Genomic DNA, 13,184 nt, shown 5'->3' with positions numbered 1-13,184 from the left:
GGTTAATTTTTAAGTCCTTTAATAAAGATCTTTGTCAGGCTGATTTGTTTCTCTTTCATTGTTTTTAATTCTTTTTTATCCGGGAAAAGCTCCTTATTTCCATGGGTGACACAGAGTGAGGTCAGTCCGGATAAACAGGATATGTATAAATCGGCGGTTTTTTCCAGGTTCTCTTCAGTTGTGATTTCCTTATTGCTGAGGGCTGTTTCAAATATTTGCTGAAAGTATTTCCCCTCTTTCTCTTTCATTTTCATGATGTATGTTTTCAGTTCGGCACTGTTAAAAGAAGGATCAGGGGTATTGCCTGACAAATGCAGCATATAGTATTTTAGGAAGAACTTATACCTGATTTCAATAATGTTCAACAGGATGCTTTCTATGTTCGCCTGGTGTGTCTGGTCTTTAGAGAGTACATCAAAATAGTCGTTAAAGATTTTTTCCACTACGCCTAATATCAGGCTGCTTTTGTCGGGGAAATAATAGTATAAAGAAGGTTTTGATACGGAAAGGTCTTCCGCAATTTCATTCATTGTAGTTTTCTGGATGCCAAAATGGATAAAACGTTTTATCGCACCTTCAATAATCAACTCTCTCTTTTTATCTGTTTCTGCCATTTCTACTTTTCTACTTTCTGACTTTATTGATTTAAAAGTCGAAAATAAGACGTATTGGGGGAATAAAAAACAGGTACAGCAGAAACAAGGAGAAGAATGCTTCTAAACTGCTTAATTTGACATTAATATGACTTTGTTGTTGGGGTTAGCTATTCGTTTTCAGTCCATTAAGAAAAACCTCTGCGAATTTTTTCTCTTTGCTGAGGATCAGTTTGAACTGTTCTTTTCCCGGGAACATGCTTTTTGAACGGTTTACTATATTGAAACGAATTCCGGAAATCGCTTCAACAAATATTTCTGCAATGAATTTGATATCGGCAATTTCAAATTCTCCACTTGCATTGCCTTTTACAAAAAGGTCATATATGATTTTCAATTCAAATTCCCTGGCACGCGTAAACTTTTCAAATAGGGCATCGGGCAAGTCGGGACCCATTGTTTGGGTAAATTCCAGGAGGTTATAGTATTTATGTACAAATGCCTGTCTTTTATGGAGAAGCATGAGTATTCCTTCTGAAGCTGTAGAAGTTTTCTCTAAAGATTTGAGCACGTCCCTGCTGATGGTATGCATCATGTGTTCAATGACACTTACATACAAGCTCAGTTTGTCCGGAAAATAATAGTAAAGCAACGCCTTTGAAAATGCAATGTCTTTTGCTATTTCTGTCATGGTTGTTTTGGCAAGACCATAATGTGCAAACCTGTTCAGTGCAGCATTGATGATTAACAGTCTTTTCTTATCTTGATTTTCCATCTTGGGTCGGCTTGCTTTTATTTTATCTTATCTCGGCTTGAACGATATATAATCGGACGTAAATTATGCATAATTATTAAATATTGCATTTAACATATTTATTACAAGCATGAACAATTACATTTGCCATTAAAATTAATCTTTTTACAGCCTTATGCCCCTATTACAAGAAAATATTTCTCTTAAGCCCTATAACACTTTTGGTATTGACGTAAAGTCCCGTTATTTCTCTGAGATTTTTACGCTTGAACAACTGGCGGAGCTTGGCCGTTATCCCGTTTTTAAAGAGGCACGGCTCCTGGTTATTGGCGGGGGCAGCAATCTGTTGTTTACAGAAGATTTTGAAGGACTTGTATTAAAGATAAGTATTCCAGGGATTACACATACAGTGACAGGGGAGAATATTATGGTGACTGCTGGTGCGGGCGTCGTATGGAATGACCTGGTGAATTATAGTGTAACGCATGGTTTTGCAGGAATGGAAAACCTGAGCCTTATTCCAGGTACAGCCGGGGCTTCCCCGATCCAGAATATAGGGGCTTATGGGGTAGAGCTAAAGGATATATTTGAATCTTGTCTGGCTTATGAAATCGCTACAGGAGAGATCAGGAAATTTGAACATGCAGATTGCCATTTCGCTTACCGCGACAGTATCTTTAAAAATGAGCTTAAAGGCAAGTACATTATTACCTCAGTTAGTTTTAAATTAAGCAGTAAAGCAGATCTTAACATACAGTATGGTGCCATACAGGCTGAACTGATCAAAAGGAATATTACGGAACCTGGTATTGCGGATATTTCGAAAATTGTCTCAGAAATACGGGTAAGTAAGTTGCCTGATCCTTCCACCATAGGAAATGCAGGTAGCTTTTTCAAAAATCCTGTGGTATCCGATGAGCAATACCATACCCTGAAAATCGATTTTCCGGAGATGGTAAGTTTTTCGCTGGGCAACGGGCAATTTAAGCTGGCGGCTGGCTGGCTGATTGAATATTGTGGTTTTAAAGGGCGGATCAGTGGAGAGACTGGTACCTGGAAAAATCAGGCATTGGTTTTAGTAAACCATGGCCATGCCACTGGTAAAGAAGTGTATAGTTTTTCAGAACAAATTATAGACACTGTACACTCCACTTTCGGGGTTAATCTGGAGCGTGAAGTAAATATTCTGTGACAGAACTTACCATTATTCTGTTTATCCCGATAAATATGAATGGTTAAACAAGAATTCGTTTTTTGGTACATATGTTGTATAAAGGTTAATATATAAAATTAAACAAATTGGACAGCGCCACTCTATAAAAATCCTGTTTGTTAGCTTTTTAACCTTTAAAACTTAAAACATTATGACAAAAAATGAATTCAACCTCCAGCTTGACAACCATTCTGTTTCTTTACAGTCATTCGCTTTAAATTTTACCAAAGACATTGAAGATGCAAACGATTTAGTTCAGGATACCATGCTGAAAGCTGTGACCTATTACAGTAAATTCAAGGAAGGTACCAATTTAAAAGGGTGGTTGTTTACGATCATGAAAAACACATTCATCAACAATTATAGACGTCTGGTTAAAACCAATGCTTTGATTACGCAGTCTGACGACATCTCTTCTGCGAACCTTCACTACAGTTCCACAAAGAATACCAGTGACAGTAAATTCGTCATCGGCGATATCAATAAAGCGCTTGCTACTTTGCAACCTGAATACTATGTTCCTTTTGTTAAATATTTTGAAGGATACAAATACCATGAGATTGCTGATATGCTTGACATTCCTATCGGTACCGTAAAAACAAGAATACATGTGGCGCGTCAGATATTGAAGAAATACCTTAAAACCTATTCAAAGGATATTTTGGGAGCAGATATCGTTTAATATATTACACCTACCTATGAGAGAATGCTCAGGCTTTATGGTCTGGGCTTTTTTTTTACCTTATGATTTGATCCCTAAAATAGGGAAGGAAAAAAATACTAGGATTTAACGGTTCCAAAAGTATATTTTTGAACCTTAATTGCATATCCTAAATAATGAATTATACGTATTTGTTTATCAATGTCTTCCTGTTGCTGATTCCATCAGTGTTGTTTTTCCTGCTCAAATCCCAGCTCACAGGAAAGGGCATATGGAAGTTTGTCTTTCCTGCTATTTTCATCAACATGTTTGTGTTTTCTGTCCCCACAGAATACCTGACTCAAATGAAGGCGATTGTTTTTTATCCTCTTTATCTAACTGATCATTACCTCTGGCAACTGCCGGTGGAAGAATTGCTTTTCTCCCTTGCTATGCCTTTAACCGGACTGGCAATTTATATCTTTCTGAATATCCGTTTCCCTGAAAATAAACTGCAGAAGTATAGCCTTGCCCTAAGCAATATCCTGCTGGGAATCTGTATAGCCATCATTTATTTTGGTTACCATCACCTGTATACCCTGATCACTTTTGTATTGCTCTTCCTGTTTATACTTTACATTGAATATGTCAATAAAATCAGGTTTATGTACAGGTTTTACCGCGCTTTTCTCGTCTCTTTGATTCCTTTTTATGGTGCGATGGTCCTGGTGAATACCTTGCCTGTTATTCAGTATACAGAAGAAGAAACACTGATACTTAAGCTGCTGAAAGTACCCTTTGAAAGTACTTTTTATTTTATGGGGATGCTGCTGTTAACAGTTTATCTTTTCGAACTCTTTAAAAGCAGGAGTCTGAAGTAATGGATTTACCGGAATACACAAAACAGCAGCTGGCCCTGCGAAACGGAGAAGATAAACCACAGATCTGGGTGGCCTTTAAAGGTTTGATTTATGAGGTGACGGATAGCCGTTTATGGAGGAACGGGAAACATTATGAGCATTGGGCAGGACAGGATTTAACACCAGAACTGGCTGATGCCCCACATACAGAAGCGGTCTTCCAGAAATTTACTGTCGTTGGGAAAATGATCAGCTAAAATAGCTCCTTTTGGTCAGGAGGCTATCTTAGCTGATGATTGTTGGATTATGATCCGATCTTGAAGGCACTCAGGTTCACAAATTCTTTTATTCGTGCTGCCACCTCTTCTTCGGTAAGGTTCAGGATTTTTTCTGTACCAAATTTTTCTACACAGAATGATGCCAGTGCAGAGCCAAAGACAATTGCATTTTTCATGTTGTTGAAGTTGATGGTTCCTACTTTAGCGAGGTAACCAATAAATCCGCCTGCAAAAGTGTCACCAGCCCCTGTTGGGTCAAATACTTCAGCTAAAGGCAGTGCAGGAGTAGAGAAAACCTGGTCTTCATGGAATAACAGTGCGCCATGCTCACCTTTTTTAATGATCAGGTATTTTGGGCCCATTGCAAGAATTTTTTTAGCTGCTTTAACCAGAGAATACTCGCCAGACAGCTGACGTGCTTCTTCATCATTGATGGTCAATACATCAACCAGTTTAAGTGTTTCCAGTAAATCATCCATTGCAACGTCCATCCAGAAGTTCATGGTATCCAGAACAATCAGTTTTGGGCGGTTTTTAAGGCGTTTAATGACCGTTTGCTGGATCTGTGGGGTAAGATTACCTAACATCAGATATTCGCAGTCCTGATAACTCTCAGGGATAATAGGATCGAAATCTGCCAGGACATTTAATTCGGTGATTAACGTATCTCTGCTGTTCATGTCGTTGTGGTATTTACCAGACCAGAAAAATGACTTTTCTCCTTCTTTGATCTGTAACCCTTCCGTATCAATTCCGTGTTTGCTGAAGGTTTCAATGTCTTCTTTATGAAAATCATCGCCTACAACTCCAACGATTTTTACTTTATTACAGAAGTAAGAAGCAGCTAAACTTGCATAAGTAGCAGCACCACCAACAATTTTATCTGTTTTTCCGAAGGGAGTTTCAATAGCATCGAACGCTACAGTACCAATGATTATCAGGCTCATATGAGTTATTTTAATTTTTTTTTAATTTTTTTCTCTACAAATATTGCATAAATAATTTAAAAGCCCTAATATTGCATTCCCAAAACGAACGAGTCTTTATGTTGTTAAGATATAAAAAAAGGCGTTTTGTGGATAACCAGAGTACTCCTTCTTAGCTCAGCTGGTTAGAGCATCTGACTGTTAATCAGAGGGTCGCTGGTTCGAGCCCAGCAGAGGGAGCAGATTTAAACCGTTTCAACACCAGTTGAAACGGTTTTTCTGTAATATAGAGGACCTTGTGTTTTCAAAAACGCTTAAAAACATTTTAAACAAGCGAAAGCTTTTTTAAAATAGCCAGCACTCCTTCTTAGCTCAGCTGGTTAGAGCATCTGACTGTTAATCAGAGGGTCGCTGGTTCGAGCCCAGCAGAGGGAGCCAAAATAAGAGCCTTACAGAAATGTAAGGCTTTTTTGGTTTATAAGGATTTTAACGGGATCAAGCGGAATTGGGATCAAGTGGCTGTTGCACAACATCGTTTTAAGTGCTCATTTATTTTTTTGAAAAAGATAGATTTTGGTTAGTTTAATTTCAGCTTCAGTTGTAGCTTTTTATATTAGCTCGCTATATGGGTTATACCCTTTGAATAAAAGAGAATAAAGTGATCCAGCTTTTTTCAGGTTCCTTTCAAGCACTTGCGTTTGATTTAAGATTTTTCTGGATCCATATTTTAACATCTTTTTGAGGTTATAGGCTACTGCGGCTATAGCCAAGCATTTATTTACTCCTGCCAGCCCCTTGCATCCTACCTTTTTCATTCCCAGATAAGTCACTAATGTTCCGATCACAGGCTCAACTGTACTCTGGCGCTTTTTCATCAATACCTTTGCCTTTCGCGTCTGCATCCGTTCATGCATACGATCATAATAGTGTTTACCTACTACCTCATTAATAATCCCACCATTGACGGTCATAACCGGACATTCGTTCTTTCTACTGCATTCCCCGCATACTAGTTTGCTTAGTTTATACACATGTTTATGCCCTGTTGGACTAGGATGAGTACCTCTGTAAGTTAATGATCCACCCGTAGGACATAGGTATATATTTTCATCGGCTTGATAGCTAAACCCCTCTCGCTTGTAGATAAACCTACGGTTATTGGGAATATAGCCGGTCAATCCCTGGTCCTCAATCGCCTTTAGTGCAGGCAAACTACTATAGCCCGCATCAGCTACAACTTCCTGCATCTGTAGTCCGTTTCCCTTTAGGGTTTCTACCAGTTTGGGGAGCAGTTCGGGGAGACACTGCTGATCCCTCTTGTCCGCCCTGAAGACCTCTACATGGGTAATCACATGACTAGCCATATCCACACCAACCTGTCCCAAATAATTCATCGCGGCAGCTTTTCCAGGCTTGACGGACATTCGTGCATCCGGATCAGAGGTACTGTAATGTGTTTTATTACTGGGATTCTTTTTGGGCTTTAACTCGTTATAGTCCCTTGGTCGTTCTAGTTTGACCTCTTTAGTGTATTCTTCTTCTCGAGATAGCTCTGCACCAAACACCTCAGCATCCGATAAGATTTCCGGCTCGACCATACTGTCCAGTGAGGCATTGGCCTTGATGTAAACACTATCAACAGCCTGTCTCCGACCACTGACCATCCCCTTATCGATACATTGTTTAAGTACCCGTTTGAACAATTCCATGAACACCTCCTGGCCATACAATTGCCGGGTTCTACTCAAGGTACTATGCCAGGGAAGTTGTTCTCCAAGGTCGTAGCCTATAAAATATCCATTCGCATTCCGACAATATTAATGATCCGCCGGTCGCTGTTGAGATTTTCCAAATAGCCAGCCAGCATGAGCTTCATAAATACCACTGGGTCAATGCTCTTTTGCCCTTCCTGCCCATAATACTTCTTGGTGAGGATGTACAGAAAGCTAAAATCGATCTGCTCTTTTAGGTGACGGTAAACGTTATCGACAGGAATCTGGTCAGATAACTGGAAATTGATGAACAATTTCTCCTGATATATCTTTTTGCCTTGCATAACCTAATATACTGATAATAAGAGGTATAAATAAAATATAGTTGTTTTATTTAGTTGTGCAACAGCCCCTCAAGCGGAATTATTGGGGGGAAGGAAAGATCAAGCCAGAATTTGTGCTGTTTGATCAGCATAATTTCCGCAAAAACTATCACAATGTATATGTATTTAAAAAGTTCACTTTTCCAGGCCATAAAGTGCTGAAAATAGAACTCAGTGAAAAGCAACTGTCCGGCAGGATCGGTTACCCTGAAATTAAAATATAAGAAACTGTTAGAAGCCGACACCTTTTAAATTTCAAATTATCGGCAGTAAAATGGTTTTATTGCCGATAATTGGTTTATGTAATTGAGTAGTTTTCGGCGATGATCACCGAAAACTATGGTTTTGACAAACTAATTCAGCCTTTAAGATTAAAATCTTATTTTTCAAATTATCGGCAGTAATTTCGATTTATTGCCGTAAATTTGTTTTTAATATATAGATAAGAATATCGGACAGGATAACGACATATTGCAACTAAGGAATTATTTTTCTAAGCATCAAGGGCCAATTACCCTCGATGAGCTTCGTAATTTTTACAGGAGAATTAAGCCTGAGATCAGCGACAGCACAGTCAACTGGCGGGCTTATGAACTGGTAAAGTCCTTTATTTTTAAACGTATTGGCCGGGGTCTTTATGAACTTGGTGAAAGAGTTGAGTACGTACCTGCCAGTACGCCTAAAGTAAAAGAGGTAAACGACTTTTTAAAAGAACGTTTTGGTTCATCCTTGATATATTGTGTATGGGAATCTTTAGTGTTAAATGAGTTTGCCCAACACCTGAGTGGCTATCCGTTTATTCTGGTGGATGTAGAACGGGAAGTTGCGGAATCGGCTTATTATCAATTAAAGGATGATTTCAAACCAGTCTTTTATAAATTAAAAAGCAAGCAATTGAATGATATGCTGCCTGATTTCAACTATCCTATTATTGTCAGGCACCTTGTTTCCGAAAGTCCGCTGAATATGGTTGATGAAACTCCTACAGTCACCATTGAAAAATTGCTGGTCGATATTTTTTGCGACCCTGAATTTGATTTCATCAGAGGAACTGAGTTAACGGAAGTTTATTTGGATGCCTTTTATAAGTATACGGTTAACATGAACAGATTATTAAGATATGCTGCCCGAAAAGGAAAAAAACAGGAGATCAGTAATTTCATCAATAAAATAAACAAAGAAACACAGGCCAATTCATGATTTCTTCCGAAAGTCTTACCAGCGAATGGCTGGAAGAAGTGTCTGTTAAAAATCGTAAGGCAGACAAAATCCTGATTGAAAAAGTTATACGTGCGCTGCTGCTGTTGGAAGGATTGATTAAAGCAGATATTCATTTTGTATTCAAAGGCGGTACGGCTTTAATGCTATTGGTTGACAGCACTAAAAGACTATCAATAGATATCGATATTATCATCAGTGAAAAGCAAGACCTGGAAGCGCTTTTTGAGAAGATGATCTCAGAGCAGGGATCTACAAGATTTGAATTGCACGAAAGAAAAGCTGCTTCAGATATTGAAAAGGCACATTATAAATTCTTCTATTCGCCAATTCACCAATATGGTAAAACTGAGGATTATGTGTTGCTCGATATTCTGTTTGAACAACCACACTATATCAATGTGCTGGATTTCCCGATCAATTCAAGTTTCCTGATGCAGGATGGTGATCCAATTTTGGTTAAAATTCCAAGCTACGAAGATATACTGGGAGATAAATTGACTGCTTTTGCGCCAAATACAACAGGTATTCCTTATGAAAAGAACGGAGACAGCCGTGCAATGGAGATCATCAAACAGCTATATGATATTGGCAGTTTGCTTACCTATGTACAAGATACTGGTGTAGTTACTAAGACCTTTGGAGTATTTGCTCAAACCGAATTGGGCTACCGGAATTGTGAGCTTGACATCAATTTAGTTACTGAAGATATTTATCAGACGGCATTGCATATTTGTAGCCGGGGACTTGAAGGAAAAGGTAATTATAAATTACTTATGCAAGGGATAACTCAAATCAGGCGTTTCATCTTTTCCGAAAATTACCACTTAGACAGGGCAATTATTGATGCTTCAAAGGCCGCATATCTGGCGAAAGTGATACAGCACAGCAAGGAATCTTTTGTGTGTTATGAGAATCCGGAGCAGATCAAAGACTTAACGATTGACCAATCATTCAATTCAAAATTGAATAAATTGAAGAAGGCTAATCCGGAAGCATTCTTTTACTGGCATCAGATCTCAATTATGGAAAGCGAACAATAGCGTTTATGTATCGTATGGATTCTCATTCTATACAGTGGGCATAAAAAAGATCATATTACTTCCAGAAACTTCCGCAATGCTTAGAGACCTATCTCCAATCTCACTAATTAGGTGATGACCAAATCATTTAAAGACACCAATAAAACTAGCCCTTTATGGAAGAAAGCAGAGAAATTTTAAAGGCAAAGTCCGGGACGGCTGGATTAATATCAATGTGCTACGTTCATGCCTGGTTATCGGCACCCCAGGCTCCGGAAAATCCTTCAGTTGCAGGGGCAATCTTCCATGTGGTTTGATCGTGGATAAAGCACCCACAGTTTACTGTCACCGCATCGAAATGTGATCTCGACTGCCAGATCGATGCGTTTTGCGGTAGTATTGGGCTTGCAAGAGCTTCCCCTAAGTATTATATTTGATATTTTAATTGTTAATTAGTTTCTTCGTTCAAATGAGAAATAGATACAGCTTAATTATAGCCTGAGATTATGAGATTTTATTCAGGAGGATCACTAGAAGAATATTTTGAGGGGATCAGGCGCTCAATCATAGAGGAAATAAACAACCAGCCCGATACATATTTACTGGGTGTGAATACTGATGACTACATAGCTCATTTATACCAAAAATTTAGGCTTTCAGTACCTGAAATTAAATTTGAAGAAGTATTTGTGGATGCTGTTGAGCGTGATATCCCCGCATCCAGATTTCCTAGATTTGAATTCGGAATGGAAGATAGTGATACAAAATCTTACCGCAAAGAGGTTATGATTTATCACTTGCCATATTCCGGAAATATTGGCTTACTAGCTTATCGTCCAAATCCGTGGACAATGATGACAGTTGATGTTGCCGAAGAACCACGGCAAAGATGTTTTTTGATTGAAGTTGTCAATTTTTATAATGATCCTGAAAAAATAAAGAGGCAGTATGAAGAGAAGTTGCGCAACATTCAAAGCAATTATGGAGGGATTGTCAGGGATTGTAATAAATTCAATGAGAATTTAAGCAGCTATTTTAAATATACCATAGATGCAAGAAAAACTCAGATCGAAAAGAAGAATAATTTAGTTTCTGCACTCGGTGTGCCTTTAAGAAAGAAGGAAAATATATCTCATACGTTTTCCGTGCCCAGTCCTAGTTTAAGAGATAAAATCATTGTAAAGCCTGTAGTTTTGGATAAGAAATTTACACCTGAACCAATGCTAGACGAAGAAAATTATATTAAGATTCTTAAGCTGATAAATGATATTGGGAAGAATTTTGAACGAATGCCATCTTCATACAAAGGAAAGAGCGAAGAAGATATAAGAGATCATATCTTGTTTGTACTTGACCCTAATTTTGAATATGGGAGTGCAGGAGGAGAAACCTTCAATAAAAAAGGTAGAACGGACATCTCATTAAGATATGATAGTAGTGTCGTATTTGTTGCTGAATGTAAATATTGGAAAGGTGAATCGGGTTTTTTAAAAACCATAGATCAGTTATTAGGCTATTTGACCTGGAGGAATTCAAAGGTTGCTATCATAAATTTTGTACAAAACAATGAGTTTACGGACGTTTTGCATAAGATAGAAACAAGCTCAAAAAAACATGAAAATTATCTGAAAGACCTTGGTAAAAAAGATGAGACTTGGTTTAATTATAAGTTCCATTTGAATGACGACAGAAACAGGGAACTAGACTTGGCGATTATTTCATTTCATCTGCCTAAATGAGAAACATCTATTTTAGCTTAATTACAGTCATTAAATGAAAATGGATAAAAACCTTATCATTCTGATTTTTGCAATAGTCAGTTCGTTAGCTGCCTTGGGTTTAGGATTTGCCCAATATTTAGCGGCAAAAGAGGACAAAAAAGATGCCGATGATAGCAAAGCAGAAGCACAGTCTTTTCAGCGAAAACTAGAGCAGGTAACCAAAGAACAAAAAGAAACGTTAGAGGAACTGGCCGGGGTTTACAAAAAGAACGCAGAACAGGAAGAAGAATTCCGGAAATATATGACAGGGGGTAACAATCTCCCCATATTGAACCTTCGTGCTATAAAAAGAACCGACAGGCCTGAAATAGGTGATTTCGTGGAGGTGCAGTTGGATATTGAAAATGAAGGAAATTATCCCTTTCATAATGTGGTCGTTGGTATCGAAGATCTGTTTGGATTTGAACTCTACAATAAAGTTAGGATAACCAGAAGTCCAAATGGAAGCTATGCTCTTGACGGCAAACCAAAACAAGTAGATTTTGAAGACTATAAGTCAAGCACAGAAGTAGCTTTAAATTCTATTCCCAAAAAGTCCAAACCAATTCCAATATATACCCGATGCTATCCTGCTTATGAAATAATGAAACAGACGGGAATGAGTTTGCATGTTAGCTGGAACTCCGGTAAAATAGTGTATTATCCTGCACTTCAAAAATGAAAAAGGAAATTTTGAATTGGAAAAGACATCTGAAGTAGTTTTGAACGGAGATGTATTTAAAGATAATATAGAAAAATACTTGACCGTAAAGTATTACAATTTTTAGCCGTTCGGCTGAATTAATTACTCAAAAAATTAGAATATTACCTTCATTTAAGACCAGAAATGCTTTGACTTATAGACATAAAACGGTATATTTATGTAAATAATAAAAACCGTCACAAATACGTCACGGTTAATTTCTTTGACTCCATACCTACCTGATAGGTAGACTAATATAGCTACGGGGCGACTGACTGTTAATCAGAGGGTCGCTGGTTCGAGCCCAGCAGAGGGAGCAGAATTAAACCCCCTTTTTTCGCAAGAAAAAAGGGGGTTTTTTGTTTCTATGTGATTTTTCCCTACGCATCTGTTCGGGTTGATAGCCATCCTGGAAAATTTATTATAACACGTCCATTGCATAATCTTAATACTAGGGTAATATGCTAAAGTTATGTTTGCAGCAGTAATATTTTAACTGAGGTGGTTAATGAAAGAAAAATCTGATAAGGCTCTTATTCATCAAATTACTGAATCCAATTATTCTGCATTTTCTGAACTTTATGACCGGTACTGGAAGCTGCTTTTTAGTATTGCGCTTAAAAAGACCGGTAAAGATGACGATGCCTTTGATATTGTACAAGAGTTGTTTATTGATTTCTGGCAGCGCCGTAAGGAACTAAAGGTGGAAAAATCTGTAGAGACTTACCTGGTATCTTCTTTATTCTTCAAAGTTTTTATGCATTTCAGGAGAAAGGGGCTGGAAGAGAAACATCTTAAAAACTACGCCTCTTTTCTTGAACAGGTGCAAAATGGTACCAGTGTAATGGAGCCGGAAGATGATCCGGAGTTTATATATACTGAGCTTGTCGGTCTGGTTGCCGAAACTATTGAAGAGATGCCTGAAAAAATGCGTGAGGTCTTCAACCTGAAATACAAGCAATCATTGAGTATTGTAGAGATCGCCACCACCCTGGGTATTTCTTCTCAAACTGTAAAAAACCAGTTGGCCAATGCGATGTTAAAATTACGCAAGGCAGTCAATAACCAGGTGCCTGGAACCAGTGCGTCTTTATTTATCATGTGGTTTTTTTCTTAATATAA

General features: G+C 38.0%; 15 protein-coding genes and 2 tRNA genes. 12 read left to right on the top strand and 5 right to left on the bottom strand.

Going from position 1 to position 13,184, the window contains the following annotated elements; all coding sequences use genetic code 11:
- Window positions 1–2: 2 nt before the first annotated feature.
- Together ACSBL2_RS23565 and ACSBL2_RS23560 are read right to left on the bottom strand one after the other, a co-directional pair.
- Window positions 3–614, bottom strand: coding sequence for a TetR/AcrR family transcriptional regulator (locus ACSBL2_RS23565; protein ID WP_442589004.1), 612 nt, complete (start codon window positions 612–614; stop codon window positions 3–5).
- A gap of 145 nt (window positions 615–759) precedes the next feature.
- Window positions 760–1,368 (bottom strand): TetR/AcrR family transcriptional regulator, encoded by a 609-nt coding sequence (locus ACSBL2_RS23560; RefSeq protein WP_442589003.1) that lies wholly within the window; start codon window positions 1,366–1,368, stop codon window positions 760–762.
- A 154-nt stretch (window positions 1,369–1,522) separates the two neighbouring features.
- Here ACSBL2_RS23560 and murB point away from each other — a divergent pair, with 154 nt between their 5' ends.
- From murB to ACSBL2_RS23540, 4 genes are all read left to right on the top strand, one after another.
- The gene (gene murB / locus ACSBL2_RS23555) at window positions 1,523–2,539 is read left to right on the top strand and encodes a UDP-N-acetylmuramate dehydrogenase (protein ID WP_442589002.1); all 1,017 of its coding nucleotides are present in this window, start codon (window positions 1,523–1,525) and stop codon (window positions 2,537–2,539) included.
- Between the two features lie 172 nt (window positions 2,540–2,711).
- The gene (locus ACSBL2_RS23550; RefSeq protein WP_442589001.1) at window positions 2,712–3,242 is read left to right on the top strand and encodes an RNA polymerase sigma factor; all 531 of its coding nucleotides are present in this window, start codon (window positions 2,712–2,714) and stop codon (window positions 3,240–3,242) included.
- A gap of 155 nt (window positions 3,243–3,397) precedes the next feature.
- Window positions 3,398–4,081, top strand: a complete 684-nt coding sequence (locus tag ACSBL2_RS23545) for a lycopene cyclase domain-containing protein (RefSeq protein ID WP_442589000.1) — start codon at window positions 3,398–3,400, stop codon at window positions 4,079–4,081.
- Window positions 4,081–4,317: a cytochrome b5 domain-containing protein gene (locus ACSBL2_RS23540; protein WP_442588999.1), complete on the top strand. Its 237-nt coding sequence runs from the start codon at window positions 4,081–4,083 to the stop codon at window positions 4,315–4,317. Before ACSBL2_RS23545 ends, ACSBL2_RS23540 begins: the two co-directional genes overlap by 1 nt.
- Before the next feature lie 47 nt (window positions 4,318–4,364).
- On the opposite strand, the gene ACSBL2_RS23535 is transcribed toward ACSBL2_RS23540, so the two are convergent.
- A complete protein-coding gene (locus ACSBL2_RS23535; protein WP_442588998.1) occupies window positions 4,365–5,285 on the bottom strand; it encodes a PfkB family carbohydrate kinase in 921 nt (306 codons plus the stop codon).
- 145 nt (window positions 5,286–5,430) lie between these two features.
- Between ACSBL2_RS23535 and ACSBL2_RS23530 the strand changes: the two genes are divergently transcribed.
- A tRNA-Asn gene (locus tag ACSBL2_RS23530) sits at window positions 5,431–5,504 on the top strand.
- Window positions 5,505–5,625: 121 nt separating this feature from the next.
- Window positions 5,626–5,702, top strand: a tRNA-Asn gene (locus ACSBL2_RS23525).
- A 170-nt stretch (window positions 5,703–5,872) separates the two neighbouring features.
- Here ACSBL2_RS23525 and ACSBL2_RS23520 read toward each other — a convergent pair.
- Window positions 5,873–7,012 (bottom strand): transposase, encoded by a 1,140-nt coding sequence (locus ACSBL2_RS23520; protein ID WP_442588997.1) that lies wholly within the window; start codon window positions 7,010–7,012, stop codon window positions 5,873–5,875.
- A 38-nt stretch (window positions 7,013–7,050) separates the two neighbouring features.
- The gene (locus ACSBL2_RS23515; protein WP_442588996.1) at window positions 7,051–7,320 is read right to left on the bottom strand and encodes a transposase; all 270 of its coding nucleotides are present in this window, start codon (window positions 7,318–7,320) and stop codon (window positions 7,051–7,053) included.
- Window positions 7,321–7,361: 41 nt separating this feature from the next.
- Here ACSBL2_RS23515 and ACSBL2_RS23510 point away from each other — a divergent pair, with 41 nt between their 5' ends.
- The 6 genes from ACSBL2_RS23510 to ACSBL2_RS23485 all read left to right on the top strand — a co-directional run bounded on the left by ACSBL2_RS23510 (window position 7,362) and on the right by ACSBL2_RS23485 (window position 13,179).
- Window positions 7,362–7,583: a DUF4138 domain-containing protein gene (locus ACSBL2_RS23510; protein WP_442588995.1), complete on the top strand. Its 222-nt coding sequence runs from the start codon at window positions 7,362–7,364 to the stop codon at window positions 7,581–7,583.
- 247 nt (window positions 7,584–7,830) lie between these two features.
- Complete coding sequence (locus ACSBL2_RS23505) at window positions 7,831–8,559, top strand: DUF6577 family protein (RefSeq protein ID WP_442588994.1); 729 nt, start codon at window positions 7,831–7,833, stop codon at window positions 8,557–8,559.
- Window positions 8,556–9,620, top strand: coding sequence for a nucleotidyl transferase AbiEii/AbiGii toxin family protein (locus tag ACSBL2_RS23500; RefSeq protein WP_442588993.1), 1,065 nt, complete (start codon window positions 8,556–8,558; stop codon window positions 9,618–9,620). Before ACSBL2_RS23505 ends, ACSBL2_RS23500 begins: the two co-directional genes overlap by 4 nt.
- Window positions 9,621–10,105: 485 nt before the next feature.
- Window positions 10,106–11,338 (top strand): hypothetical protein, encoded by a 1,233-nt coding sequence (locus tag ACSBL2_RS23495; protein WP_442588992.1) that lies wholly within the window; start codon window positions 10,106–10,108, stop codon window positions 11,336–11,338.
- A 34-nt stretch (window positions 11,339–11,372) separates the two neighbouring features.
- A complete protein-coding gene (locus ACSBL2_RS23490; RefSeq protein ID WP_442588991.1) occupies window positions 11,373–12,041 on the top strand; it encodes a hypothetical protein in 669 nt (222 codons plus the stop codon).
- 529 nt (window positions 12,042–12,570) lie between these two features.
- Window positions 12,571–13,179, top strand: coding sequence for an RNA polymerase sigma factor (locus ACSBL2_RS23485; RefSeq protein ID WP_442588990.1), 609 nt, complete (start codon window positions 12,571–12,573; stop codon window positions 13,177–13,179).
- Window positions 13,180–13,184 lie beyond the last annotated feature (5 nt).

Source organism: Pedobacter sp. AW31-3R, assembly GCF_052180285.1.
In the GTDB taxonomy this organism is placed as follows: domain Bacteria; phylum Bacteroidota; class Bacteroidia; order Sphingobacteriales; family Sphingobacteriaceae; genus Pedobacter.
This window is presented reverse-complemented; position numbering and strand designations above follow the sequence as displayed.

Bases quoted from the DNA above. Each gene is read 5' to 3' on its own strand.
- ACSBL2_RS23565 (WP_442589004.1), bottom strand. From the start codon at position 614: ATGGCAGAAACAGATAAAAAGAGAGAGTTGATTATTGAAGGTGCGATA.
- ACSBL2_RS23560 (WP_442589003.1), bottom strand. From the start codon at position 1,368: ATGGAAAATCAAGATAAGAAAAGACTGTTAATCATCAATGCTGCACTG.
- murB (WP_442589002.1), top strand. From the start codon at position 1,523: ATGCCCCTATTACAAGAAAATATTTCTCTTAAGCCCTATAACACTTTT.
- ACSBL2_RS23550 (WP_442589001.1), top strand. From the start codon at position 2,712: ATGACAAAAAATGAATTCAACCTCCAGCTTGACAACCATTCTGTTTCT.
- ACSBL2_RS23545 (WP_442589000.1), top strand. From the start codon at position 3,398: ATGAATTATACGTATTTGTTTATCAATGTCTTCCTGTTGCTGATTCCA.
- ACSBL2_RS23540 (WP_442588999.1), top strand. From the start codon at position 4,081: ATGGATTTACCGGAATACACAAAACAGCAGCTGGCCCTGCGAAACGGA.
- ACSBL2_RS23535 (WP_442588998.1), bottom strand. From the start codon at position 5,285: ATGAGCCTGATAATCATTGGTACTGTAGCGTTCGATGCTATTGAAACT.
- ACSBL2_RS23515 (WP_442588996.1), bottom strand. From the start codon at position 7,320: ATGCAAGGCAAAAAGATATATCAGGAGAAATTGTTCATCAATTTCCAG.
- ACSBL2_RS23500 (WP_442588993.1), top strand. From the start codon at position 8,556: ATGATTTCTTCCGAAAGTCTTACCAGCGAATGGCTGGAAGAAGTGTCT.
- ACSBL2_RS23495 (WP_442588992.1), top strand. From the start codon at position 10,106: ATGAGATTTTATTCAGGAGGATCACTAGAAGAATATTTTGAGGGGATC.
- ACSBL2_RS23490 (WP_442588991.1), top strand. From the start codon at position 11,373: ATGAAAATGGATAAAAACCTTATCATTCTGATTTTTGCAATAGTCAGT.
- ACSBL2_RS23485 (WP_442588990.1), top strand. From the start codon at position 12,571: ATGAAAGAAAAATCTGATAAGGCTCTTATTCATCAAATTACTGAATCC.